The 22,399-nt window shown below is 62.2% G+C and carries 18 protein-coding genes; 5 read left to right on the top strand and 13 right to left on the bottom strand.

From position 1 onward, the window contains the following. Nucleotides 1-27 precede the first annotated feature (27 nt). The 5 genes from cobG to H096_RS06490 all read left to right on the top strand — a co-directional run bounded on the left by cobG (nt 28) and on the right by H096_RS06490 (nt 5,377). On the top strand, nt 28-1,374 hold the full coding sequence (gene cobG / locus H096_RS06510; protein WP_033897352.1) for a precorrin-3B synthase: 1,347 nt from the start codon (nt 28-30) through the stop codon (nt 1,372-1,374). Further along, the gene (locus H096_RS06505; protein WP_033897351.1) at nt 1,367-1,993 is read left to right on the top strand and encodes a precorrin-8X methylmutase; all 627 of its coding nucleotides are present in this window, start codon (nt 1,367-1,369) and stop codon (nt 1,991-1,993) included. The genes cobG and H096_RS06505 overlap by 8 nt, the downstream gene beginning before the upstream one ends. Next, nucleotides 1,993-2,724 (top strand): precorrin-2 C(20)-methyltransferase, encoded by a 732-nt coding sequence (locus H096_RS06500; RefSeq protein ID WP_033897350.1) that lies wholly within the window; start codon nt 1,993-1,995, stop codon nt 2,722-2,724. The genes H096_RS06505 and H096_RS06500 overlap by 1 nt, the downstream gene beginning before the upstream one ends. Beyond that, nucleotides 2,724-4,361: a precorrin-3B C(17)-methyltransferase gene (gene cobJ, locus H096_RS06495; protein WP_033897349.1), complete on the top strand. Its 1,638-nt coding sequence runs from the start codon at nt 2,724-2,726 to the stop codon at nt 4,359-4,361. Before H096_RS06500 ends, cobJ begins: the two co-directional genes overlap by 1 nt. A 236-nt stretch (nt 4,362-4,597) precedes the next feature. Beyond that, nucleotides 4,598-5,377 (top strand): hypothetical protein, encoded by a 780-nt coding sequence (locus tag H096_RS06490; RefSeq protein ID WP_033897348.1) that lies wholly within the window; start codon nt 4,598-4,600, stop codon nt 5,375-5,377. On the opposite strand, the gene H096_RS06485 is transcribed toward H096_RS06490, so the two are convergent. The 13 genes from H096_RS06485 to H096_RS06425 form a co-directional block, all read right to left on the bottom strand. Then, nucleotides 5,374-5,970, bottom strand: coding sequence for a MarC family protein (locus H096_RS06485; RefSeq protein ID WP_003171467.1), 597 nt, complete (start codon nt 5,968-5,970; stop codon nt 5,374-5,376). The genes H096_RS06490 and H096_RS06485 overlap by 4 nt on opposite strands. A 125-nt stretch (nt 5,971-6,095) precedes the next feature. After that, a complete protein-coding gene (locus H096_RS06480) occupies nt 6,096-8,867 on the bottom strand; it encodes a hybrid sensor histidine kinase/response regulator (protein ID WP_033897347.1) in 2,772 nt (923 codons plus the stop codon). A gap of 100 nt (nt 8,868-8,967) precedes the next feature. Next, nucleotides 8,968-10,260: a phosphoribosylamine--glycine ligase gene (gene purD / locus H096_RS06475; protein ID WP_033897346.1), complete on the bottom strand. Its 1,293-nt coding sequence runs from the start codon at nt 10,258-10,260 to the stop codon at nt 8,968-8,970. A gap of 170 nt (nt 10,261-10,430) precedes the next feature. After that, a complete protein-coding gene (gene purH, locus H096_RS06470) occupies nt 10,431-12,038 on the bottom strand; it encodes a bifunctional phosphoribosylaminoimidazolecarboxamide formyltransferase/IMP cyclohydrolase (protein ID WP_033897345.1) in 1,608 nt (535 codons plus the stop codon). A gap of 82 nt (nt 12,039-12,120) precedes the next feature. After that, on the bottom strand, nt 12,121-12,441 hold the full coding sequence (fis, locus tag H096_RS06465; protein ID WP_002555375.1) for a DNA-binding transcriptional regulator Fis: 321 nt from the start codon (nt 12,439-12,441) through the stop codon (nt 12,121-12,123). Then, nucleotides 12,438-13,451 (bottom strand): tRNA dihydrouridine synthase DusB, encoded by a 1,014-nt coding sequence (dusB, locus tag H096_RS06460; protein WP_016976994.1) that lies wholly within the window; start codon nt 13,449-13,451, stop codon nt 12,438-12,440. Before dusB ends, fis begins: the two co-directional genes overlap by 4 nt. Before the next feature lie 185 nt (nt 13,452-13,636). Then, complete coding sequence (locus H096_RS06455; RefSeq protein WP_033897344.1) at nt 13,637-14,869, bottom strand: DUF3426 domain-containing protein; 1,233 nt, start codon at nt 14,867-14,869, stop codon at nt 13,637-13,639. A gap of 30 nt (nt 14,870-14,899) precedes the next feature. After that, complete coding sequence (gene prmA / locus H096_RS06450) at nt 14,900-15,778, bottom strand: 50S ribosomal protein L11 methyltransferase (protein WP_033897343.1); 879 nt, start codon at nt 15,776-15,778, stop codon at nt 14,900-14,902. A gap of 248 nt (nt 15,779-16,026) precedes the next feature. After that, complete coding sequence (gene accC / locus H096_RS06445) at nt 16,027-17,388, bottom strand: acetyl-CoA carboxylase biotin carboxylase subunit (RefSeq protein WP_010213490.1); 1,362 nt, start codon at nt 17,386-17,388, stop codon at nt 16,027-16,029. Nucleotides 17,389-17,405: 17 nt separating this feature from the next. After that, entirely contained in the window at nt 17,406-17,867 is a 462-nt protein-coding gene (gene accB, locus H096_RS06440) for an acetyl-CoA carboxylase biotin carboxyl carrier protein (RefSeq protein WP_017136744.1), read from the bottom strand. A gap of 24 nt (nt 17,868-17,891) precedes the next feature. Next, nucleotides 17,892-18,347 carry a type II 3-dehydroquinate dehydratase gene (aroQ, locus tag H096_RS06435; RefSeq protein ID WP_010213488.1) on the bottom strand — a complete coding sequence of 152 codons (456 nt, stop codon included), beginning with the start codon at nt 18,345-18,347 and terminating at the stop codon, nt 17,892-17,894. Between the two features lie 145 nt (nt 18,348-18,492). Further along, nucleotides 18,493-20,454, bottom strand: coding sequence for a methyl-accepting chemotaxis protein (locus H096_RS06430; RefSeq protein WP_033897342.1), 1,962 nt, complete (start codon nt 20,452-20,454; stop codon nt 18,493-18,495). A 53-nt stretch (nt 20,455-20,507) separates the two neighbouring features. Continuing rightward, nucleotides 20,508-22,178 (bottom strand): PleD family two-component system response regulator, encoded by a 1,671-nt coding sequence (locus H096_RS06425; RefSeq protein WP_033897341.1) that lies wholly within the window; start codon nt 22,176-22,178, stop codon nt 20,508-20,510. Nucleotides 22,179-22,399 lie beyond the last annotated feature (221 nt).

Raw genomic sequence — 22,399 nt, 5'->3', positions numbered from 1 at the left:
GAACGACATCCGACGGGCAGGCTTTTCATGCCGCCGGACAAAGCAGGCATAATACCGCGCCTTTACCCATCAACCGGTAGCCCCGTGAACCCAACGCCCGCTGTGAATACCTTGCGCCCCTCGGCTTGTCCGGGGTTGCTGCGTATTGTCCAGGCGCTGGACGGCGGCATTTGTCGGATCAAATTGGCCGGTGGTTCGATCACTGCCGCCCAAGCCCACGCGGTGGCGGATGCCGCCCAGGCCTATGCGGGCGGGGTGATCGAGGCGACCAACCGCGCCAATCTGCAGATTCGTGGGATTGGCACTGAAGAAAACGTGCTGATTGCGATGCTGTTGGAAGCCGACCTCGGCCCCAATAACGCGGCTGGCGACGACGTGCGCAACCTGATGCTCAGTCCCAGCGCCGGTATCGACCCGCAGATGCTCTTCGATACGCGCCCGTTGGCCGGGCAGATCCTCGCCACCTTGCAGAGCCACCCGCGTTTCCATGAGCTGTCGGCCAAGTTCGCCGTACAGTTGGATGGCGGTGAGGCGTTGGCGATGCTCGAACATCACCATGACCTTTGGTTGTCGGCGTTCGTACGCAATGGCCAGACGCTTCTGGCGTTTGGCCTGGCCGGTTGCCCGGGGCTGGATGCGCCGCTGGCCGCCGTGCCGCTGGAGCAAGGCCATGCATTGGTGGTGGCTGTGCTGGAGGCGTTCCTCGACCTCGCCACACCAGAGCAAACCCGCATGCGTCATCTGGCTGTGGATAACGTACTGCGCCGCCTCAGCCTGCCGCTGCTACCGGCCGACAGCCTTAAACGCCCGCCCAGCGGCGCTTTGCTGCACCTCGGCACTTTTCCACAGGCGCAAAAGAATCAGTTCTACGTCGCCGCCATCGCCCCCTTGGGCCGCCTGGATGCGACGATGCTCAAGGGCGCCGCGCAACTGGCCAGTGAATACGGCGACGGCACCCTGCGTTTCACCCCCTGGCAGGGCGTGCTGCTGCCCAACATTGAAAAACCTCGCGCCGTGACCGAACGCCTGGCGCAGCTTGGCTTTCTGTGTTCAATCGACCAGCCCCTGGCGCGCATGACCGCCTGCACCGGCTCCTGCGGCTGCGGCAAGGCCCTGGCCGACACCAAGGCCGACGCGGTGCAACTCGCTGCCCTGGACACCGGGCACAACGTGCACCTGTCCGGCTGCCCGCGCTCCTGCGCCGCCGCACACACCGCGCCGGTCACCTTGCTGGCGGTGAGCCCCGGCCACTACGACCTCTATTTTCGCGAGGCAGCCCACCCCGGTTTCGGCCGGCTGCACGCACGCAACCTTTCTATTGAAGCGACGGGCGCCCTGCTGCGCGCCCGCCCACGGAGCAACACCGATGATTGATTACATCCGCGACGGTCAGGAGATCTATCGCAACTCCTTCGCCATTATTCGCGCGGAAGCCAAGTTGGACCGCATCCCGGCTGATTTGGAGAAACTCGCGGTGCGGGTGATTCACGCCTGCGGCATGGTCGACGCCATCGACGGCCTGCAGTTCTCCGAAGGGGCGGGCAAGGCCGGGCGCGATGCGCTGGCTGCAGGCGCGCCGATCCTGTGCGATGCGCGGATGGTCTCCGAAGGCGTGACCCGCGCACGCCTGCCGGCCAATAACCCAGTGATCTGCACCCTGCGTGATGACAGCGTTCCAGACCTGGCGCGGGAGTTGGGCAACACCCGCTCCGCCGCCGCCCTGGAGCTGTGGCGCCCGCACCTGGAAGGTAGCGTGGTGGTGATCGGCAATGCACCGACCGCGTTGTTCTATCTGCTGGAAATGCTCGATGCAGGCGCGCCGAAACCGGCGTTGATCCTCGGCTTTCCGGTGGGTTTTGTCGGCGCCGCCGAGTCCAAGGCGATGCTGGCCGCCGACAGCCGTGGCGTGCCGTTCGTGATCATGCAGGGCCGCCTGGGCGGCAGCGCCATGGCGGCCGCTGCGGTGAATGCCCTGGCCACGGAGGTCGAATAATGCAGGCACGCGGACGTTTGATCGGCCTGGGCGTGGGCCCCGGTGACCCGGAACTGATCACCCTCAAGGCCCTGCGCCTGCTGCGCGAATCGCCGGTGGTGGCGTACTTCGTGGCCAAGGGCAAGAAGGGCAACGCCTTTGGCATTATCGAAGACCACCTGGTGCCGCAACAGACGCTGATGCCGTTGGTGTACCCGGTGACCACTGAAGTGTTGCCGGCGCCGATGTCTTACGAACAGGTGATCAGCGATTTCTACGACGCCGCCAGCGTTGACGTCGCCGCACACTTGGACGCCGGCCGTGACGTAGCGGTGATCTGCGAAGGCGACCCGTTCTTCTACGGTTCCTACATGTACCTGCACGACCGCCTCGCCGAGCGCTATGAAGCGCAGGTGATTCCAGGCGTGTGTTCAATGCTCGGCGGTGCCTCGGTGCTGGGCGCGCCGCTGGTTTACCGCAACCAGAGCCTGTCGGTACTCTCGGGTGTGTTGCCCCATGACGACCTCAAGCGCCGCCTGGCGGATGCCGATGCGGCCGTGATCATGAAGCTGGGTCGCAACTTCCCGAAAGTGCGTCAGGTGCTGGAAGAGCTCGGCCTGGCCGGGCGTGCGCTGTATGTGGAACGCGCCACCATGGCCAACCAGAGGATCGTGCCGCTGGATCAGGTCGATCCATCGTCGTCGCCGTACTTCTCGCTGATCATCGTGCCCGGTGAACGGTGGCAAGGTTGATGAGCCCGGCGATTGTCATTCTGGGCCAGGGCAGCCTGGCCACTGCGCGCAAGATCCAGCAGGTCTACCCCGGCGCGTTGATCCACGGCCTGGCCGGACGGGTCGACGGTGCGGACCAGTCCTACAGTGAATTTGGCGCGACCCTGCGCCAGCTGTATCAGCAAGGTACGCCGCTGATTGCGCTGTGCGCGGCCGGTATCGTCATTCGTACCTTGGCGCCGCTGCTGCTGGAAAAAGGCGAAGAACCCGCCGTGCTGGCCGTGGCCGAAGACGGCAGTGCGGTGGTGCCGTTGCTTGGCGGCCTGGGCGGTGTGAACGTGATGGCGCGCGAAATCGCCGCTGCGTTGAACGTGGCCGCTGCGATCACCACCAGTGGCGAGCTGCGTTTCGGCACCTGCCTGCTCAATCCGCCTGCGGGTTATGAACTGGCCGACCTTGAACTGGGCAAGCGCTTCGTCTCCGACCTGCTGGCCGGCGAAAGCGTGCGCATTGAGGGCGCCGCGCCGTGGCTGGACCCAGCCAACCTGCCCCAGGACCAACAGGCGCGCCTGGCGATTCACGTGGGCAGTAACGCGCGCGCGCCTGCTGCCGATGAATTGCTGATCTATTCGAAGAATGTCAGCGTGACCTGCAACCCAGGTGCGCAACTGGCTGAGCGTGTGCGCACGGCGTTGCATGAGGCGGGTATCGCCGTGCAATCCCTGGCGTGCCTGTTGGCCAGTGATACGCAGATGGCCGAGGCGTCGTTGCATGCAGCCGCGTTGGAGCTGGGTGTACCGCTGCGGTTTGCCAGCGTCAGCCAGGACGCGGATATCGTCATCAACGTTGCCGAGCAACCCCTGGACTTGTCGCAAGTCGGCCGTGTGCGTGGTCGCCTGGCTGTGATCGGCCTGGGCCCCGGCGGCGCCGAGTTGATGGTGCCAGCGGTCAAGGCAGAACTGGCGCGTTGCACCGACGTGCTCGGTTACGAAACCTACGTGCGCATGGCCGGGCCCTTCCGGGACGATCAGGTGCAGCACTGCACCGACAACCGCGAAGAAATGCAGCGTGCGCGCCATGCCTTCGAACTGGCGGCCCAAGGTCGCTCGGTGGTGGTTGTGTCGTCTGGCGACCCCGGCGTGTTCGCCATGGCCGCTGCGGTGATCGAAGCCCTGCACGAATCCAGCGATCCGGCCTGGCATCAGGTCGACCTGGAAATCCTGCCGGGTGTTTCGGCCTCGCTCGCCACCGCCGCCCAGGCGGGTGCGCCGTTGGGCCATGATTTTTGCGTGATGTCGCTGTCGGACAACCTCAAGCCGTGGTCGATCATCGAAAAACGCCTGGACCTGGCGTCCCAGGCGGACCTGGCGCTGGCGTTCTACAACCCGATCTCGCGCTCGCGGCCGTGGCAACTGGGGCGTGCGCTGGAAATCGTCGCACTGCACCGTACGCCTGAAACGCCGGTGGTGCTGGGCCGGGATATTGGCAGGCCAGGCCAGACCCTGCGCGTCACTACCCTGGGGCAACTGACGCCGGAGCAGGTGGACATGCGCACCATGGTGTTGATCGGTTCGTCCACCACCGTCACCTTCCCGCGTACCGGTGGCGGTGAGTGGGTGTACACGCCGCGCTGGTACGGCGAGAAACCCGCCTCCTGAAAAGGGCCCCTCGGGTGCCTGAAAGCTCCGAATGATCCAGGGATTTTCCTGGCGTTGTCCGGGGCTTTTTCTTTTTTCTGCGACGAAATCCGGAAGCCCGCCAGGCATGCCGCGTGATTGCTGGGCGGCGCGGTTTGACGGGGGGCGCCAAGGGATGTTTGTCGTCTGGAAAACGCTCCAGCCAGTGGACTAGGGTGGACATAAGCCCCGAGTTGGGGTGCTTGTGGAGAACCAAAATGGAGCGACATCACAGAAGGATCAACAATAAAAAAAGGCGCAAATTGATTGCCGCCTACAAGTTGCCGGGAGCGTCTGGAGCGCTTAAGGCTTTGCCGTTGGACATCGAGAACGACTTCAACGCCGCCGTGGTCAACAACAGTGTCATCTCGTTTGCCGAAGGCTTGTCCGGCTTGAACCGGGAGTACGTGCGCAAGAGCTATTTGCTGGCCAGCAGCTATGTCAGCGATGTGTTGAAAGTACAGCGCGGTACCGAGGGTTGGTACGACGAGTTCATCAAGGTGATGGTCAGCCTGGGGTGGCTGCCGGTGCGCAGCCGCTTCGAACGGGTTTCACGTTCCGGCAAGGGCCTGACCGTGCAATGGGCGGCGCTGAATATCATCACCACCCTGCTGGCGTCGACCTCATTGTCCGGGTACTTGCTGAGCACTTTGCCGAAACTGGCGGCCGATGCTTTGGACGCATTGAAGCAGGCGCCGGGGACGTTCGAACTGTTCAAACGCAACAGCGCGGTACACCAAGGCGGCGACTTCGGCCTGGCGTCCTGTGCCGAAACGGACGGTGAACTGATGATGGTGCTGGTGACCTACAGCAGCCATGGCGTGAGCAAGCAGATAGGGCTGCCCTTCCTGGAGTGGGACAGCTCTTCGTTCGAGGCCTTCAGCGGGCAGACGTGCCTGGTACTGAATACCTCGGTGGTCAACGAAAAGACGATCCAACTGATGCGCGAGAGTGCGGGCGACAAAGTGCAGTTGGCGATCGCCAAGTACCGGATCTAAGGCACCAGGTAACCGCGCACACCGGTGAAGATGATTTGCGCGGCCAGGGCGCACACAAACAACCCCATCAACCGACTGACAATCTGCAAACCCTGGTCACCGAGGATGCGTTCGATCCGGTTGGACAGGTACAGCACCACGCCCACCGTGAGGCTGGCCAGGGCGATACTGAGGATGGCGGTGAGCTTGTCATCCCAGTGCGGCTGGCTCACCCCCATGACCAGCAGCGCACCGATGGTGCCGGGGCCGACGGTGAGGGGAATGGTCAGCGGCACGATGGTCACGTCCTGCTGCACGTTGTCGGTCTGCACCGCCGACTTGCCCTGAGCCATGCCCAGGGCGGAGATAAACAGCACACTGCCGGCGCCAATGCGGAAGGCGTCGACGGTGATGCCGAACACGCTGAAAATCACGCGGCCGAACAAGTAGAGCAACACGCTCGATACCAGGGTCGCCAACGCCACCTTCCACGCCAGGCGGCGCCGTTCTTTGCTGGAGTAGCCACGGGTCAGGCTGATAAAGCAGGACAGCACGAAGAACGGGCTGTAGAGCACCAGCATTTTCAGGTAGACGCTGAATAACACGTGGAGCATGGGGGCGGCTCGCGATGGGAGAAGATTGGGGGAAGTCTATCAGGCGAAACAGTGCAAATGTGGGGGCTGGCTAGCTGTGATGAGTAGGCCCGCTCACCACAAAAAAAGCCCACTCACCTTTCAGGCTAAGAGGGAGCGTGTTCGGGTCGCTGCTGACGCTGCGCCACCCAGAACTCCACCAGCTCACGCAACTGCGACAACTCCACCGGCTTGGCCATATGCCCGTCCATCCCGGCCTGGCGTGCGCGTTCTTTATGTTCCGACAGGATGTGCGCCGTCAGCGCCACCACCGGTGTGCGAATACGCTGGTGGCTGACTTCCCACGCGCGCAGTTGCTGGGTGGCCGAGAAGCCATCGAGGATCGGCATTTCACAGTCCATCAACACCAAGTCATAGCGCTGGGCTTTCATCGCTTCCAGCGCTTCTTCGCCATTGCTGGCAGTGTCCGGGTTGAGATTGAGCTTACCGAGCATGCCACGGATCACTTTGGTGGAGATGCTGTTGTCTTCAGCCACCAGGATGCGGAAATCCGTCGGCACGGTGATGGCCGCCGGCGAATTGAGGACCGGGCGAGGTGGAACGTTGCCCTTGCTGCGTTGGGTCAGTTCGTCGGCCAGGGTGGTCTTGAGCGTGTAGCCGGCAACGGGCTTGGCGAGGATGCGCTTGATCCCGCAATTGCGCGCGATGATCTTGCTCGGCGCGTTGCTGATGCCGGTGAGCATGATCAGCAGGATGTCGTGGTTCAGGCTCGGGTCTTCCTTGATCTTCGCCGCCAGTTGCATGCCGGTCATGCCCGGCATGTTCTGGTCCAGCAGCACCACGTCGAAGTAATCGCGCAGGTGCGCCTTGGTGCGCAGCAGTGCCAGGGCTTCCTTGCCCGATGGCACGGCGCTGACGTTGAGGCCCCAGGCCGAACATTGCTGCACCAATACTTTGCGGCAGGTGTCGTTGTCGTCCACCACCAGCACCCGTGCGCCCTTGAGTGGGCCGTCGAGGTCGGAGGTCGGGTGTTCCAGGCGTTCCGGGTCCAGCGGCAGGGTTAGCCACAAGGTGCTGCCCTGGTGGCTGCCGCTCTTGATGCCGAACTCGCCGTTCATCAGCAGGATCAGTTGGCGGGCGATGACCAGGCCCAGGTGACCGTTCAAGCGGGTGGCCGAGAAGAAATTCTTGCTGTGCAGTTCGCTGTGCAGCAGCGCGTCACGCTCGGCGGCCTCCATCGGCAGGCCGCTGTCCTGCACGGCGATGCGCAGGCGCGGCTTGGTGCTGCGGTCATCCAATGCGACCACGATCAGCACTTCGCCTTCGTCGGTTTTCTGCAGGGCGTTTTCCAGCAGGCTCAACATGGCCTGGCGCAGGCGCGTCGGGTCGCCGCTGATCACGCGGGGCACCTGGGGCTGGATAAAACTGATCAGCTCGACGTTCTGTTGTTCAGCCTTGGCGCGGAAAATACTCAGGCAATCTTCGATCAGCGCGTTGAGGTCGAACTGCACGTCATCCAGTTCGATCTGGCCGGATTCCAGCTTGGAGATGTCGAGGATTTCGTTGATCAGCGTGAGCAGTTCATTACCGGCGCTGTGGATGGTCTGCACGTAGTCGCGCTGTTTCACCGACAGCGGCGTACCCAGCAACAGTTCGGTCATGCCCAGCACGCCGTTCATGGGGGTGCGGATTTCGTGGCTGATCTTGGCCAGGAACTCGGCCTTGGCGGCAATCTCGGCATTGCTCGCCGCCAAGTCGCGGCTGAGGCTGAAGCGCGCTTCGACAATCGCGCGCTGGCGTTCGCCCAGCGCCAGGCTCATCAACAGGCCGCTGAGGCAGATGAAGGCCAGCAACGTGACGATCAGGCCCTGGGGCGAGACCATCGTCAGGCCCAGCAGTGCAGGCAGGATGATCAGCGTGCCGATGTTGAACACCACCATCGCCGCCACGAACAGGCGGGCCGGACGGTAGCCTTTCTGCCAGTGGTAGGCCGAGACGAACAGCATGCTCAAGCCGGCCAGGGCCACCAGGGCATAGGTGATGATGTTCAGCGGCAGGGTGTTGACGAACAACAGCAGCAGGCCGCACAGCACGATGAACAGGATGTCGGCCATCAACAGCTTGTTCAGCGGGTGTGGCCCCAAAGGCATGAAGAACCGATAGGCAAACATCAGCCCGCACGGCGCGGTCAGCAGCAGGGCCAGGTAGGCGCCTGGGGTCTGGATAGCGTGCCAGTTCGGCAGCCAAGGGCCGATCAGGTTCAGCAGCAGCGCGAGGCTGAGCATCAGCAGGATTTCGCAGGCCGCCAGCCACAGGCTACTGCGTGAGCGGTGGTAGGCGAAACGCGTGAGGTTGTGCAGGATCAGCATCAGCAGACAGCCGAACAGCAGTCCGTAGATCAGCGTCTGCGTCTGGTCGGCGGCGGCGAGCACGGCCGGTTCCAGGGTGATATACGGGCGCAGTTCATGTTCCGAGACCAGGCGCAGGTAGACCTCTAAGGGTTTCTGGCTCTGGGGCATCGGCAGCATGAAGTCGCTGCTGGGCAATGGGCGCTCGGCCTGGGGCTGGCGTGTGCCGGTGCTTTGTTGCTCCACCAGGGTGTCGCCGTCCAGTACATAGAGGCTCAGGTGGGACAAATCCGGGGCAAAAACCCGCAGCACTTGTTCGTGCTTGCCGGGTTGCAGCTTGAAACGCACCCACAACGCACCGTCCGGTTCCGCGGCGGTAAGGCGGTCCAGTTCGATGGGGCTGAATTGATTGGTGTAGCGCGAGGAACGGATGTCGCTCAGTTGCAGGTCGGCCTGTTCATCAAGCAATACTGCCCAGCCACTGCCTTGCGCGGCGGCCTGGGCCGGGAACAAGCAGAGCAGTGTCAGCAGACTGACAGTGAAACCTATGGCGATCCTGAGCCAGCGCACGGCGAAATCCCTTCGTAGGTTGATGCACGGTTAACTATGCGCGGGTAGGCCTGCATACGGCAAGGGCCAGAGGCCCTTGCCTAGCCGAACGGATAGCGGCTTACTGGCTTTCGCCACGCTCCCGCGCAATGGCGCGATAGCCGATGTCCTTGCGATAGAAGCAGCCTTTCCAGTCGATTTTTGCAGCCAGCTTATAAGCCTGTTGCTGCGCGGCGTCGACGCTGGCGCCCATGGCGGTGGCGCACAATACACGGCCACCGGCGGTCACGACCTGGCCATCCTTGAGCGCAGTACCCGCATGGAACACTTTGCCTTCCAGCGTAGCAGCCGCGTCGAGACCTTCAATCACGTCGCCCTTGGCGTAATCGGCAGGGTAGCCACCGGCCGCCAGCACAATCCCGACGCTCGGACGTGGATCCCACTGGGCTTCTACCTTGTCCAGGGCCTGGGCCAGGGCAGCTTCCACCAGCAACACCAGGCTCGATTGCAGACGCAGCATCACCGGTTGGGTTTCCGGATCGCCGAAGCGGCAGTTGAACTCGATGACTTTCGGGTTACCGGCTTTGTCGATCATCAGGCCGGCATACAGGAAACCGGTGTACACATTGCCTTCGTCGGCCATGCCACGCACGGTCGGCCAGATCACCAGGTCCATGACGCGCTGGTGCACGTCGGCGGTGACTACCGGGGCAGGGGAGTAGGCACCCATGCCGCCGGTGTTCGGGCCGGTGTCGCCGTCGCCGACGCGTTTATGGTCCTGGCTGGTTGCCATTGGCAGGACGTTCTTGCCGTCGACCATCACGATAAAGCTGGCTTCTTCGCCGTCGAGGAATTCCTCGATCACTACGCGCGAACCGGCGTCACCAAAAGCATTGCCGGCGAGCATGTCGCGCACAGCGTCTTCGGCTTCCTGCAGGGTCATGGCGACGATCACGCCTTTGCCGGCGGCCAGGCCGTCGGCCTTGATCACGATCGGCGCACCTTTTTCACGCAGGTAAGCCAGGGCCGGCTCGATCTCGGTGAAGTTCTGGTAGTCGGCGGTCGGGATCTTGTGGCGCGCCAGGAAGTCCTTGGTGAACGCCTTGGAGCCTTCCAGCTGGGCCGCGCCGGCGGTTGGGCCGAAGCAATCCAGGCCACGGCTGCGGAACAGGTCCACTACGCCGGCAACCAGCGGGACTTCCGGGCCGACGATGGTCAGGGACACATTTTTTTCAGCAAAGTCGGCCAACTGTTCAAGGGCCAGCACGTCGATAGCGACGTTCTCGCACTTGGCTTCAATGGCGGTACCGGCGTTGCCGGGTGCTACGAATACTTTCTGGACGCGCGGGTCCTGGGCAACTTTCCAGGCCAGGGCGTGTTCACGGCCACCGCTGCCAATGATGAGGACGTTCAAGTCAGACTCCTTCGGAGGAAGTTACAAGCTGCAAGCTAAGAGCAATCTGTATCGCTCTGAAGGCAGCCTGCAGCTATGAATTTTAGAGGCTACAACCAGCAGCAAAAGCGACAAAGCTTTGCTTTTACTTGCTGCTTGCAGCTCGAACCTTGCCACTCCACGCTAGTGGATCAGTGGCGGAAGTGGCGCATGCCGGTGAAGACCATGGCGATGCCGGCTTCATCAGCGGCGGCGATGACCTCAGCATCACGCATCGAACCGCCCGGTTGGATCACGGCGGTCACGCCTGCCTTGGCGGCGTTGTCCAAACCGTCACGGAACGGGAAAAATGCATCGGAAGCCATTACCGAACCCACAACCTGCAGGCCCGCATGTTCAGCCTTGATCGCGGCGATACGCGCCGAGTTCACGCGGCTCATCTGGCCGGCGCCGACACCGATGGTCTGGCGATTCTTGGCGTAGACGATGGCGTTGGATTTAACGTATTTGGCCACTTTCCAGGCGAAGATCAGGTCGTTGATCTCTTGTTCGGTCGGCGCGCGCTGGGTCACGACTTTCAGGTCTTCGCTGCCGATCATGCCGATGTCGCGGCTCTGTACCAGCAAGCCGCCATTGACGCGCTTGTAGTCCCAGGCAGCGGCACGTTCAGCCGACCATTCGCCGCAGGCCAGCAGGCGCACGTTGGCTTTGGCCGCCACGATGGCACGGGCTTCCTCGCTGACGCTTGGGGCGATGATCACTTCAACGAACTGACGCTCAACGATCGCCTTGGCGGTCTCGGCATCCAGCTCACGGTTGAAGGCGATGATGCCGCCGAACGCCGACTCGGTGTCGGTGGCGTAGGCCAGTTCGTACGCCTGGCGGATACCGCCTTCAGCGTCCGGGCTCACCGCCACGCCGCACGGGTTGGCGTGCTTGACGATCACACAGGCTGGCTTGACGAAGCTCTTCACACATTCCAGCGCGGCGTCGGTGTCGGCCACGTTGTTGTAGGACAGCTCCTTGCCTTGCAGCTGGGTCGCGGTGGCGATGCCCACTTCGGCCGGCTTGGCTTCTACGTAGAACGCCGCGCTCTGGTGCGGGTTCTCGCCGTAGCGCATTTCCTGGGCCTTGATGAACTGGCTGTTGAAGGTGCGCGGGAACTGGCTGCGGTCTTCGGTGGACAGTGTTTCAGCCGTCTGGTTAACAGTGCCCATGTAGTTGGCGATCATACCGTCGTAGGCGGCGGTGTGTTCGAACGCCTTGAGCATCAGGTCGAAGCGCTGGGCGTAGGTCAGGCCACCGGCCTTCAGGCTTTCCAGCACGTTAGCGTAATCGCTGGCGTTGACCACGATGGCCACGTCTTTGTGGTTCTTGGCCGCCGAGCGCACCATGGTCGGACCGCCGATATCGATGTTTTCGATGGCGGTCGGCAGGTCGCAGCCTGGCTTGTTGATGGTGGCTTCGAACGGGTAGAGGTTCACGGCCACCAGGTCGATCGGCTTGATGCCGTGCTCGGCCATGATCGCGTCGTCGGTGCCGCGACGGCCGAGGATGCCACCGTGGATTTTCGGATGCAGGGTCTTGACCCGACCGTCCATCATTTCTGCGAAACCGGTGTAGTCCGCCACTTCCACTGCGGCCACGCCGTTGTCCTGCAGCAGTTTGAAGGTCCCGCCCGTGGAGAGGATTTCCACGCCGAGGGCTTCCAGCTCCCGGGCAAATTCGAGGATCCCGGTCTTGTCGGAGACACTGATCAAGGCGCGGCGGATCGGCAGGCGGGTAGTCTGGTCGGTCATTTCAATTTCCATCAAAAGCAAAGGAGTCAGCAAAAAAGGCGACCGTTTTTTACGCGGGCGCCTTTCTGGTTTGATTGAATGCTTACAACAAATCGTACTGCTTGAGCTTTTTGCGCAAGGTGCCACGGTTGAGGCCCAGCAGCTCACTGGCTTTGGTCTGGTTGCCCTTGACGTAGTTCATCACGCTTTCGAGCAGGGGCGCCTCGACTTCGGAGAGCACCAGGTTGTACACGTCCGTGACGGAAGCGCCCTCAAGGTGGGCGAAATAATTGTGCAGCGCCTTCTCGACACTCCCGCGAAGGGTCTGGCCTTCTTCGCTCGGCGTGTTGAGGTGCTGTTTCAAATTGACGTTGTCGCTCACGGGTGTTGTTCCACTCACTAAAGTCTCGGTCATCATCGTCATGCGGCCACCCCCTCTCCGTCCCCTGTCCCCAGGCTCTTGTAACGCTCGCTGAAGAACTCACGAACGTTGGCGCACTGTGCTTCCGTATCATCCAAACGATTGAAGTGGGCGCGAAACTCCCTGGCGCCCGGCAGGGTTGCGAGATACCAGCCGACATGCTTTCGAGCAATGCGTACTCCCATCACGTCCCCATAGAAGGCGTGCAGGGCGGCCAGATGCTCTAGCAGAATACGTTCCACCTCGATCAGCTCCGGTGCCGGCAACACTTCGCCAGTACGCAGAAAATGCTCGATCTCACGAAAAATCCACGGCCGCCCCTGGGCAGCCCGGCCAATCAACAAACCATCGGCACCGGTCGCGTGCAGCACGCGCCGGGCTTTCTCGGCGGAGTCGATGTCGCCATTGGCAAACACCGGCATCGACACCGCCTGCTTGATCGCGGCGATGGTGTCGTACTCGGCTTCACCGGTGTAAAGGTCGGCGCGGGTGCGGCCATGCACCGCCAGCGCTGTAATGCCTGCCTGTTCAGCGATCTTTGCCACTGTCAGGCCGTTCTTGTTGTCCCGGTCCCAACCGGTACGGATCTTCAGGGTGACCGGCACATCCACTGCGGCGACAACGGCCTGCAGGATCTCGGCAACCAATTGCTCATCTTTCAACAGGGCGGAACCGGCGGCCTTGTTGCAGACCTTCTTGGCCGGGCAGCCCATGTTGATGTCGATGATCTGCGCCCCCAACTCCACGTTGGCCCGGGCCGCATCCGCCAGCATCTGTGCATCGCCACCGGCGATCTGTACCGAGCGCGGCTCGGGATCACCTTCGTGGATCATGCGCATCCGCGATTTGCGGGTGTTCCACAAGCTCATGTCGCTGGTGACCATTTCCGAGACTACAAGACCTGCGCCCAAACGCTTGCACAGCTGACGAAAGGGCTGGTCGGTAACCCCCGCCATCGGGGCGAGGATCAAGCCGTTCTGCAATGTATATGGGCCGATGCGTACCGCCGACATAGGACTTCCCTGTTGTGGGGCCGGATCATTAGAGTTCGAAAAAGGGTTGGCATGATACCCGCTCTCGATGACTGGATAAAGGCTGAATTGGATAAAATCTGAACAGTTATTTCTTTATCGCCACCGGTTTGGTTGCGCAAAGGAAAGTCAATAACCTGCCGTCAAATCTCAATGCACGAACCGATTCACTCGGGCGAGTGAAAGCTCAGGCTGTAATTCACGGCTTTGTTGCCGGGATCGAGGATATCCAGGGAGATATGGATCGGGGTTTGCGAGGGCATTTCGCTAACACCGGCCAACTCACCGCTGAGGTATTCGGCGGGCTTGAAGCGACGACTGGCAATCAGGCCGCCATTCAAATCGGCAAACCGCAGCTCCAGCAGCGGGAAGGGCTGGGAGAAGGTCGCGCGGTTATAGATGATCGCGTCCACCACCAGTGCCCCGGCGAAATCCGGGTGGCTGCGTACCACCAGGTTGCTGCTCTTGATGTGGGCGATATCGACCCTTGATGGCACGGTGCAGCCCAGTGTGGGGCACAATTGCTGGAACCACGGGCGATAGGCGTCCTGGCGGGCCAGGTCGTCGAATTGATAGGCGATGTACTGGCCGGCAAGACCGCCGGCGGCGATCAGGACCAGCAACAGCCAGACCAGCCGACGGCCCCAGCCCGACGGGCGCTTTTGTGCGTAGAGGTGCAGCGGGTCGTCTTCGAGGTCTAGCAGTTGGTCGTCTTGCACGCTCGTTTCGGCGCGCGAGCGCTTGCGACGGGGTTTGGGGCGTTCTTGGGGTTCTACGTCATCGGCCGATTGGGTCAGCGGCGTAAACGGCGGGTCGATGTCGTCATCGTCGGGCGTTGAACGCAGTGGCGGCTCATCGTCGATATCGTCGGTGTGGAACGACATGGAGGGTTCGGTGCGCTGCTGAGTCGCAGGTTCAGGCACGTCTTCAGTGACGTGAATGCGCTCTTCAGGCGGCTCGCTGAACAGGCTCGCCGCCCATTTCTCTTCTTCGGCCTTGACCGTGTCGCGGCTGGCGCTGAAGGATTCTTCCTTTTGGCGGCGGTCGGTGCCGGGCTGGCGACGATCTGCGCCCATCGGCAACGTGTGCTGAATCTCGCGGCGTTCCAGCTTGGCCAGTTCTTCGTCTAGGTCCAGGTTGTCCAGGTCCAGCTCTTCGGCAGTCCACTGCTTCTGGCTGATGGCTCGCGCGGGCTCAGGCGTCAGCTCTGTCGGCACTTCTGGCACTTGCGGCTCAGGCGCGGACGCCTGGCCGCGCTGCTCCAGCAACTGACGAGCGGCATTGAACACTTGCAGGCACGAGCCACAGCGCACCACGCCACGGGCCACGCTCAATTGAGCGTGGTTGACGCGAAAGCGGGCTTGGCAGTGCGGGCACTGGGTGACGAAACTGTCGGTCATGCGGCTATCCGATTCAGGCAAGCGCTCATTCTAGCGCCGACGACCGCTGATGCGTACCCAGCCATCGCGGTTGGCGATCGGGTCCAGCTCGAAATCCTTGGCGTAGGCGGCAGCGACGTCTTCGCCTTGCTCGGCCAGGATGCCCGACAGCGCCAGGCGCCCGCCCGGCTTGACCAGGCTCGACAATTGCGGTGCCAGGGACACCAGCGGGCCGGCGAGGATATTGGCGACCAGTACGTCGGCCTGCACCTGGGGCAAGTCTTCAGGCAAATACAGTGGGAATTTGCCTTCAGGGACATTGTTGCGTCCGGCGTTATCGCGGGAGGCTTCCAGGGCCTGCACGTCGATATCGGTGCCCACGGCTTCCTTGGCGCCCAGCAACAGGGCGGCAATCGCCAGGATCCCCGAGCCGCAGCCGAAGTCCAGCACGTGGCTGTCGGTCAGGTCCTGGCCATCCAGCCACTCCAGGCACAGCGCGGTAGTGGGGTGGGTGCCGGTGCCGAACGCCAGGCCCGGGTCGAGCAGCAGGTTGACCGCATCTGGCTCAGGCGCGGCGTGCCAGCTCGGCACGATCCACAGGCGCTGGCCGAAACGCATCGGCTGGAAGTTGTCCATCCAGCTGCGTTCCCAGTCCTGGTCTTCGATGACTTCGCTGTGATGCTCCGGCAGCGCGCCGCCGGTAAGCAGCTCCATATGGGCCAGCACGGCGGCGGCATCGGTGCCGTCTTCGAACAGGGCCAGCAAATGGGTGTGGGACCATAGCGGGGTGGTGTTGAGTTCCGGTTCGAAGATCGGCTGGTCTTCGGCGTCCATGAAGGTCACCGAAACGGCGCCGACTTCAAGGAAAGCGTCTTCATAGGTTTCGGCTTGTTCTGGGCTGATGGCGAGACGGACTTGCAGCCAAGGCATGGCGGGCACCTTTGAAAAAATGAATGTGCGACTACATCTGTCGCGAAAGCGCGGGAGTTTACGCGAGAGCGGAGTGTGTGGCGAGGGAGCTTGCTCCCGCTGGGGCGCGAAGCGGCCCCGCTCTGTTTAAAAGAATGGGACTGCTGCGCAGTCCAGCGGGAGCAAGCTCCCTCGCCACAGTGGCCTTTGAGTTATCGGCGGCCAAAAACAACAAAACCGCCCGAAGGCGGCTTTGTTGGGTGGAACGCTTACTGGTTAGCCAGCTTGTGTTCCAGGTAGTGAATGTTCACACCACCTTCGCAGAAGCCTTCATCGCGGACCAGGTCCCGGTGCAGCGGGATGTTGGTCTTGATGCCGTCAACCACGATTTCGTCCAGGGCGTTGCGCATACGGGCCATGGCCTCGTCGCGGGTGGCGCCCCAGGTGATCAGCTTGCCGATCAACGAGTCGTAGTTGGACGGAACCTTGTAGCCGCTGTACAGGTGCGAATCCACACGTACGCCGTTGCCGCCGGGCGCGTGGAAATGCTTGACCAGGCCAGGGCTTGGGATAAAGGTTTTCGGGTCTTCGGCGTTGATGCGGCACTCCAGGGAGTGGCCGTGCATCTTCACGTCGTCCTGGGTGAAGGACAGCGGGTTGCCGGCGGCGATGCTGAGCATCTCCTTGACGATGTCGATACCGGTGACCATCTCCGACACCGGGTGCTCTACCTGCACGCGAGTGTTCATCTCGATGAAGTAGAAACGACCGTTCTCGTACAGGAACTCGAAAGTGCCCGCGCCACGGTAGTTGATGTCGATGCACGCCTTGACGCAACGAGCCAGTACTTCCTGACGCGCTTTTTCATCCAGGCCTGGTGCCGGAGCTTCTTCCAGAACCTTCTGGTGACGACGTTGCAGCGAGCAATCGCGGTCGCCCAGGTGGATGGCGTGGCCTTGGCCGTCGGACAGCACCTGCACTTCCACGTGACGTGGGTTGGTCAGGTACTTCTCCAGGTAGACCATCGGGTTGCCGAACCAGGCGCCCGCCTCGGAGCGAGTCTGCTTGGCCGCTTCGATCAGGTCTTCTTCCTTGTGCACCACGCGCATGCCGCGACCACCACCGCCACCGGCGGCCTTGATGATCACCGGGTAGCCGACTTCGCGACCAATGCGCAGAGCGGTTTCCTCGTCTTCCGGCAGTGGGCCGTCGGAACCTGGAACGGTTGGCACGCCGGCCGCGATCATGGCGTCCTTGGCAGAAACCTTGTCACCCATCAGGCGAATGGTTTCGGCTTTCGGGCCGATGAAGGCGAAGCCGGACTTTTCCACCTGTTCGGCAAAATCGGCGTTTTCCGCGAGGAAGCCGTAGCCAGGGTGGATGCCATCAGCGCCGGTCACTTCCGCGGCCGCGATGATGTTCGAGACTTTCAGGTACGAGTTCGTGGCCAGTGGCGGGCCGATGCAGATGCTTTCGTCCGCCAGTTTCACGTGCATCAATTCGGTATCGGCCGTCGAGTAAACAGCGACGGTCTTGATGCCCTCTTCCTTACAGGCGCGCAGGATACGCAGCGCGATCTCGCCGCGGTTGGCGATCAGGACTTTTTGCAGTTTCTTCGCAGGTTTCAACATCGAAGGCGCTCCGCGGTTCAAACGATGGTGAACAGCGGCTGGTCGTACTCAACCGGCTGACCGTTTTCTACCAGGATGGATTCGATGACGCCGGCTTTTTCCGCGGTGATGTGGTTCATCATCTTCATCGCTTCAACGATGCAGATGGTGTCGCCCACTTTCACGGTTGCGCCGACTTCAACGAAGGCTGGCGAGGTCGGTGCCGGGGTGCGGTAGAAGGTACCGACCATTGGCGACTTGACCACGAAACCGTTCAGCGCAGGAGCAGCTGGAGCGGCAGGTGCAGCGGCAGCAGCAGGTGCGGCGGCTGGAGCAGCAGCCGGCGCCGGTGCTTGCATCTGTGGCGCGTAGAACTGTTGGGCCGGGGTCTTGCTGTGGCGGCTGATCCGTACGGACTCTTCGCCTTCCTTGATTTCCAGCTCGTCGATACCGGATTCTTCCAGCAGTTCGATCAGTTTCTTAACTTTACGGATATCCATGAATCATCAACTCCCAAGGGTCGGTCAGGGGCGCTTGGCCGGTTGTTCAAGTTGTTCCAGGGCGGCCTCCAGGGCCAGTCGGTAACCGCTGGCGCCAAGGCCGCAGATCACACCTACCGCTACGTCGGAGAAGTAGGAGTGATGGCGGAAAGCTTCGCGTTTGTGCACGTTCGACAAATGCACTTCGATGAATGGGATGCTCACCGCCAGCAATGCGTCACGTAATGCAACGCTTGTGTGTGTAAAAGCGGCGGGATTGATCAGGATAAAGTCCACGCCTTCGCCACGCGCGGCATGGATGCGATCAATCAATTCGTACTCGGCATTGCTTTGCAGGTAGAGCAGATGGTGGCCGGCTTCACGCGCCCTGCGTTCCAGGTCGAGGTTGATCTGGTCCAGGGTGACTGCCCCGTAGACGCCCGGTTCACGGGTGCCGAGCAGGTTCAGGTTGGGTCCGTGAAGAACCAGTAAGGTCGCCATCGGCTGTTCCTTGTTATTGATGTGGGTACGGCAGAACCCGGCGACTATGCCGCAAAGCCTTTGTGACTGTCCAGTTCTATGCAGTAGGCAGCACGATTAGCGAGGATAGCGCGAAATTTGTGACTGTGAGGCCGGATTCGGTCAGTTACACACGAAACGCCTGCACGGCGGTGTTGAGCTGCCCACCCAACACCAGCAAGTGCTCACCTTGGCTGCGGCCTTGGCCGATTCGCAGCAAGTTGTCCTCACCCAACTGGTGAATCCGCTCGCTGTTGTCGCGAATCTCACTGACGGCGCCACTCTGCTGTGCCGTCACATCGGCGATGCGCACGGCGGTGTCGGAAATGGTCTGGATAGCCCCGACGATTTCATCCAGCGCGCCGTCCGCTGCCTGGGCTTGCTGGGCGGTGGCCTCGGCGTGCTCGACCTGGGCACGCATGCCTTGCACCGATTGATGGGCGGCGCTTTGCAGGCCGGCGATCAGGGTCTGGATCTCTGCGGTGGCGCCGGCGGTGCGCTGGGCCAGGGAGCGGACTTCGTCGGCCACTACGGCAAAACCACGTCCGGCCTCACCGGCGCGGGCGGCCTCGATGGCGGCGTTGAGGGCGAGCAGGTTGGTCTGGTCGGCAATCGAGCGGATCACCGTCAGCACGCCGCCGATGGTGGCGGACTCTTCGGCGAGTTTTTCGATCATCTGCGCATTCTGCTGTACTTCGCCCACCAGGGCATGCAGCCCGGTCAGGCTCAGGCCGATCACGCGTTGGCCTTGCTCCACTGCCTGACCAGCACTGCGACTGGCGCCCGCCGCCTGGCTGGCATCGCCCGCCACTTGCTGGATGGTCGCTTCCAGCTCACCCAGCGAATCACGGATCTGCGCGGTATCCCCGGCCTGGCGTTCGGCGCCGTCGTGCAGGCCGCTGCTCAGTTCGGCCAGCGCACGGCTGCTGCCGGCGACTTCCTCGGCGTTGCCGCGAATGGTGCCGACCAAATCCACCAGATAAGCCCGTAGGCGGTTCAGGGAAGCTTCAATGTCGTGCAGCTCACGGTTGGTCTTGCCCAGGGCAATCGGCTGGCTGAAATCACCTTCGGCCCAGGTCGACAGGGCCGGTGCCAGGTTGGTCAGCACCCGTGCCAGGCGGCGTTGCAGGGTGTCGATCAGCAGCGCGATCAGCAGGATCAGGCCGATCATCACGCCTTGCATCAGGCGCACTTCGCCCTGGATTTTACCGTGCTGCGCGCGCACTACGGGCTCCAGGCCGGCGATGGCTTGTTGCACGGTGTCGATTTTCTGGTGGGTCTTGGCGGCCAGGTCGGTGCGTTGCTGGATCTGTTCGCGGGTGCGCTTGAGTTCGGCGGGGTAGCGGGTGAGCAGGCTGTTGAGTTCGCGCTTGAGGTCGACGCCTGTGTCCTGGGCTTCGGTTTTCTCGGTGTTCTCCAGGCCCATCAGCGCGGAAAAGTCGTCGGCGCTGGATTCGGCACTGGCTTTCACACCCAGCAACGGCAGCTGTTCCAGCACATCGGCTTGGCTGCGGATGTTGCTGACTTCGCGCTCCACATCATCGGCCAGTTCCGCGCGCCCACTGCTCACCAGCTTGTCGCGTGCCAGGGACAGTTTGCCAAGGTGCTGTGACGCAGCCAGCAAAGGCGGCAGATAACGGGTCGCTTCAGCCGAATTCACGCCAATGGCGTACTGACTCAATTGCTCCAGGTTCGCGCCTAATTCGCGTTCGGCCTGGAGCAACAAGGCTTGAGGATCGCCCGCCAGTTTGCCGGCCGCCAGCAAGTCGGTCTTGCTGAATGCATCCAGGTCCACCAGGCTCGGGCGTAGGTTTTGCGCGAGGTCCGCTGGCAACTCATCCAGATGCTGCAACAGGCTTTCCAGGCTTTGGCTGGCGCTGCTCAAGCGCAGGGCGTCGCCGCTGGACAGGTAGTCGTCGATATTGCGCGCGGCCTGGTTCTGGAACGTCTGGGACAACCCCAGGTAGCGCTCCATCAGCAAATACGGCCGTTCCAGCGCGCGCTGCGACCACCACAGGGTCGCGCCCAGTGCCAGGCACACGGCCACCAGAAGAAGGGTATTCAGATTGGTCAGCAGCTTCAGGCGCATGCGTGGTTTCAACCGACAGCAAAAGATAAGTGCCTGAAGTTATTGCGTTTTCATTACAGGGTTATGACCGAATCAGTGGATTCTGGTGAAAAGGTGGCACTTTGCTTTGATGTGCGCGCGGCTTGCACGCGGTTGCGTCCCGCATCCTTGGCGCGGTACAGCGCCTCGTCGGCCTGGGCCGCCATCATCAGGCTGTCGGAACCATCGCATAGCTCCACCAGCCCGGCGCTGAAGGTGCACCACAAATCCTGGGGTTGGGCGGGGTAGTGGATTTCGGCAAAGCGCCCACGGATTTCATCCAGTACTTTGCACGCCGATTCCAGGTCGGTGTCCGGCATCACAATGGCGAACTCCTCACCGCCGTAGCGCCCGATGTAATCAGTCTTGCGCAGACGCTGCTTGAGAAACAGCGCCAGGCTCTTGATCACACGGTCACCCATGGGGTGGCCGTGGCTGTCGTTGACCCGCTTGAAGTGGTCGATATCGAGCATGGCAAAGCTCAGCGGCTTGTTCTCGCGGCGCGCGCGGAAGCTGCAGTCTTCGAGCAATTGCAGGATGTGGGTGTGGTTGTACAGGCCGGTCAGGCTGTCACGCACCATCCGCGCCTTGAGGTTGCGCGCACGCGCGGCGCGGTTGCGCACGGTGGTGATCAGGTGGCGCGGCTTGATCGGCTTGGTGAGGAAGTCGTCGCCGCCTTCGCTCATGGCGTCCAGCTGTTTGTCCAGGTCGTCTTCGGCCGACAGGTAAATGATCGGCACGCTCACATAACGGTCGTTATGACGGATGACCTTGGCCAGTTCAGTGCCGGTACAGGCGGGCATGTACATGTCGAGGATGATCAGGTCGGGCTGGAAGTCCGCCAGTTCGGCCATGGCCTGGATCGGCTCGATCAGCGTGCGGGTGACGATGCCGGCGCTGTTGAGCAGGCGCTCGGTGTGCAGCGCCTGGGCCCGGGAGTCGTCGATGATCAGCACTTTGTACGGTTCGTACTGGGCGACGCAGGTCAGCACTTCGATCTTTTCCAGCAGGCTGGAGGCTTCCAGCGTGCCGGTGAGGAATTCCTGGCCGCCAGCGCGCACGGCGGCCAGGCGGGTCGGGGTGTCCGTTTCGTGCAGGCTGAAAAACAGCAGCGGCAGCTTTTGCTCCAGGCCTTCCTGGGCTTCGGCGGCGAGCTTGAGGCCCAGGCCGGTGCCACAGAAGTCTACGTCCATCACAATCGCCGAAGGCAGGCGCTCGGCCATTGACGCGCGAAAGGCCGCCACGCTGTCGAGGGACTGAGCACTCATGCCAAAGAATTCCAGCTGCTTGGCCAGGCGCTCGGCGCGGTCGTGATCGGCCAGCATCACGTAGATCGGCTTGCGCATGGGCGGCAGGAAGGTTTGTTCGAGCTGGTCGCCCTGGCGCAGGCCGGTACGGGACAGGCGCTGCATCAAACGGTTGAGTTCGGTGATCAGGTGGCTGCTCAAGCGGCCACGGTTTTCGTCCACCGCCTTGAGGGATTCACCGATATGACGCGCCAACTGGCCGTGTTCGGGCTGTTCGAAGCGCTCGGCAAAACGCAGCAGGCGCAAATTGGCCTCGCTGAGTTCGGACAGGTCGGCGCCGGACCATTCGCTGCGTTGCAGGCGCTGCCAGATCTCAAGAATTTGACGTGCCTGATGAATTACCCGCTGGGCAAAATGCTGCTTGAGGCGCTCACGGCTGGGGTCTTCTGGCTCGGTCATATCCTGACTACTAGTTAGGGTGCATGCTGAGGTCGACTGATGGCTCTATGCTAGCACCTCTTTCCGATGGGATGAGTGTCATACGTCAATAAACTGCGTGCCCGTCGCATTCAGTTGCTGACTGGAGGGTCGCGCTGCGTAAAAAGCGTGCATCCTTTATAGTCGAACGTCCCTTGTGCGCCAGTTTGGCGAAAAGCCCCGCAAGGGTGGGCACGATGGGG

Origin of the sequence: Pseudomonas sp. FH1 (assembly GCF_000510895.2) — a bacterium.
Lineage (GTDB): Bacteria > Pseudomonadota > Gammaproteobacteria > Pseudomonadales > Pseudomonadaceae > Aquipseudomonas > Aquipseudomonas azotoformans_A.
The sequence above is the reverse complement of the archived record's forward strand: the minus strand, read 5'-3'. Positions and strand labels throughout refer to the sequence as shown.

Bases quoted from the DNA above. Each gene is read 5' to 3' on its own strand.
- cobG (WP_033897352.1), top strand. From the start codon at position 28: ATGCCGCCGGACAAAGCAGGCATAATACCGCGCCTTTACCCATCAACC.
- H096_RS06505 (WP_033897351.1), top strand. From the start codon at position 1,367: ATGATTGATTACATCCGCGACGGTCAGGAGATCTATCGCAACTCCTTC.
- H096_RS06500 (WP_033897350.1), top strand. From the start codon at position 1,993: ATGCAGGCACGCGGACGTTTGATCGGCCTGGGCGTGGGCCCCGGTGAC.
- cobJ (WP_033897349.1), top strand. From the start codon at position 2,724: ATGAGCCCGGCGATTGTCATTCTGGGCCAGGGCAGCCTGGCCACTGCG.
- H096_RS06490 (WP_033897348.1), top strand. From the start codon at position 4,598: ATGGAGCGACATCACAGAAGGATCAACAATAAAAAAAGGCGCAAATTG.
- H096_RS06485 (WP_003171467.1), bottom strand. From the start codon at position 5,970: ATGCTCCACGTGTTATTCAGCGTCTACCTGAAAATGCTGGTGCTCTAC.
- purH (WP_033897345.1), bottom strand. From the start codon at position 12,038: ATGACCGACCAGACTACCCGCCTGCCGATCCGCCGCGCCTTGATCAGT.
- fis (WP_002555375.1), bottom strand. From the start codon at position 12,441: ATGACGATGATGACCGAGACTTTAGTGAGTGGAACAACACCCGTGAGC.
- dusB (WP_016976994.1), bottom strand. From the start codon at position 13,451: ATGTCGGCGGTACGCATCGGCCCATATACATTGCAGAACGGCTTGATC.
- H096_RS06455 (WP_033897344.1), bottom strand. From the start codon at position 14,869: ATGACCGACAGTTTCGTCACCCAGTGCCCGCACTGCCAAGCCCGCTTT.
- prmA (WP_033897343.1), bottom strand. From the start codon at position 15,778: ATGCCTTGGCTGCAAGTCCGTCTCGCCATCAGCCCAGAACAAGCCGAA.
- accC (WP_010213490.1), bottom strand. From the start codon at position 17,388: ATGTTGAAACCTGCGAAGAAACTGCAAAAAGTCCTGATCGCCAACCGC.
- accB (WP_017136744.1), bottom strand. From the start codon at position 17,867: ATGGATATCCGTAAAGTTAAGAAACTGATCGAACTGCTGGAAGAATCC.
- aroQ (WP_010213488.1), bottom strand. From the start codon at position 18,347: ATGGCGACCTTACTGGTTCTTCACGGACCCAACCTGAACCTGCTCGGC.
- H096_RS06430 (WP_033897342.1), bottom strand. From the start codon at position 20,454: ATGCGCCTGAAGCTGCTGACCAATCTGAATACCCTTCTTCTGGTGGCC.
- H096_RS06425 (WP_033897341.1), bottom strand. From the start codon at position 22,178: ATGACCGAGCCAGAAGACCCCAGCCGTGAGCGCCTCAAGCAGCATTTT.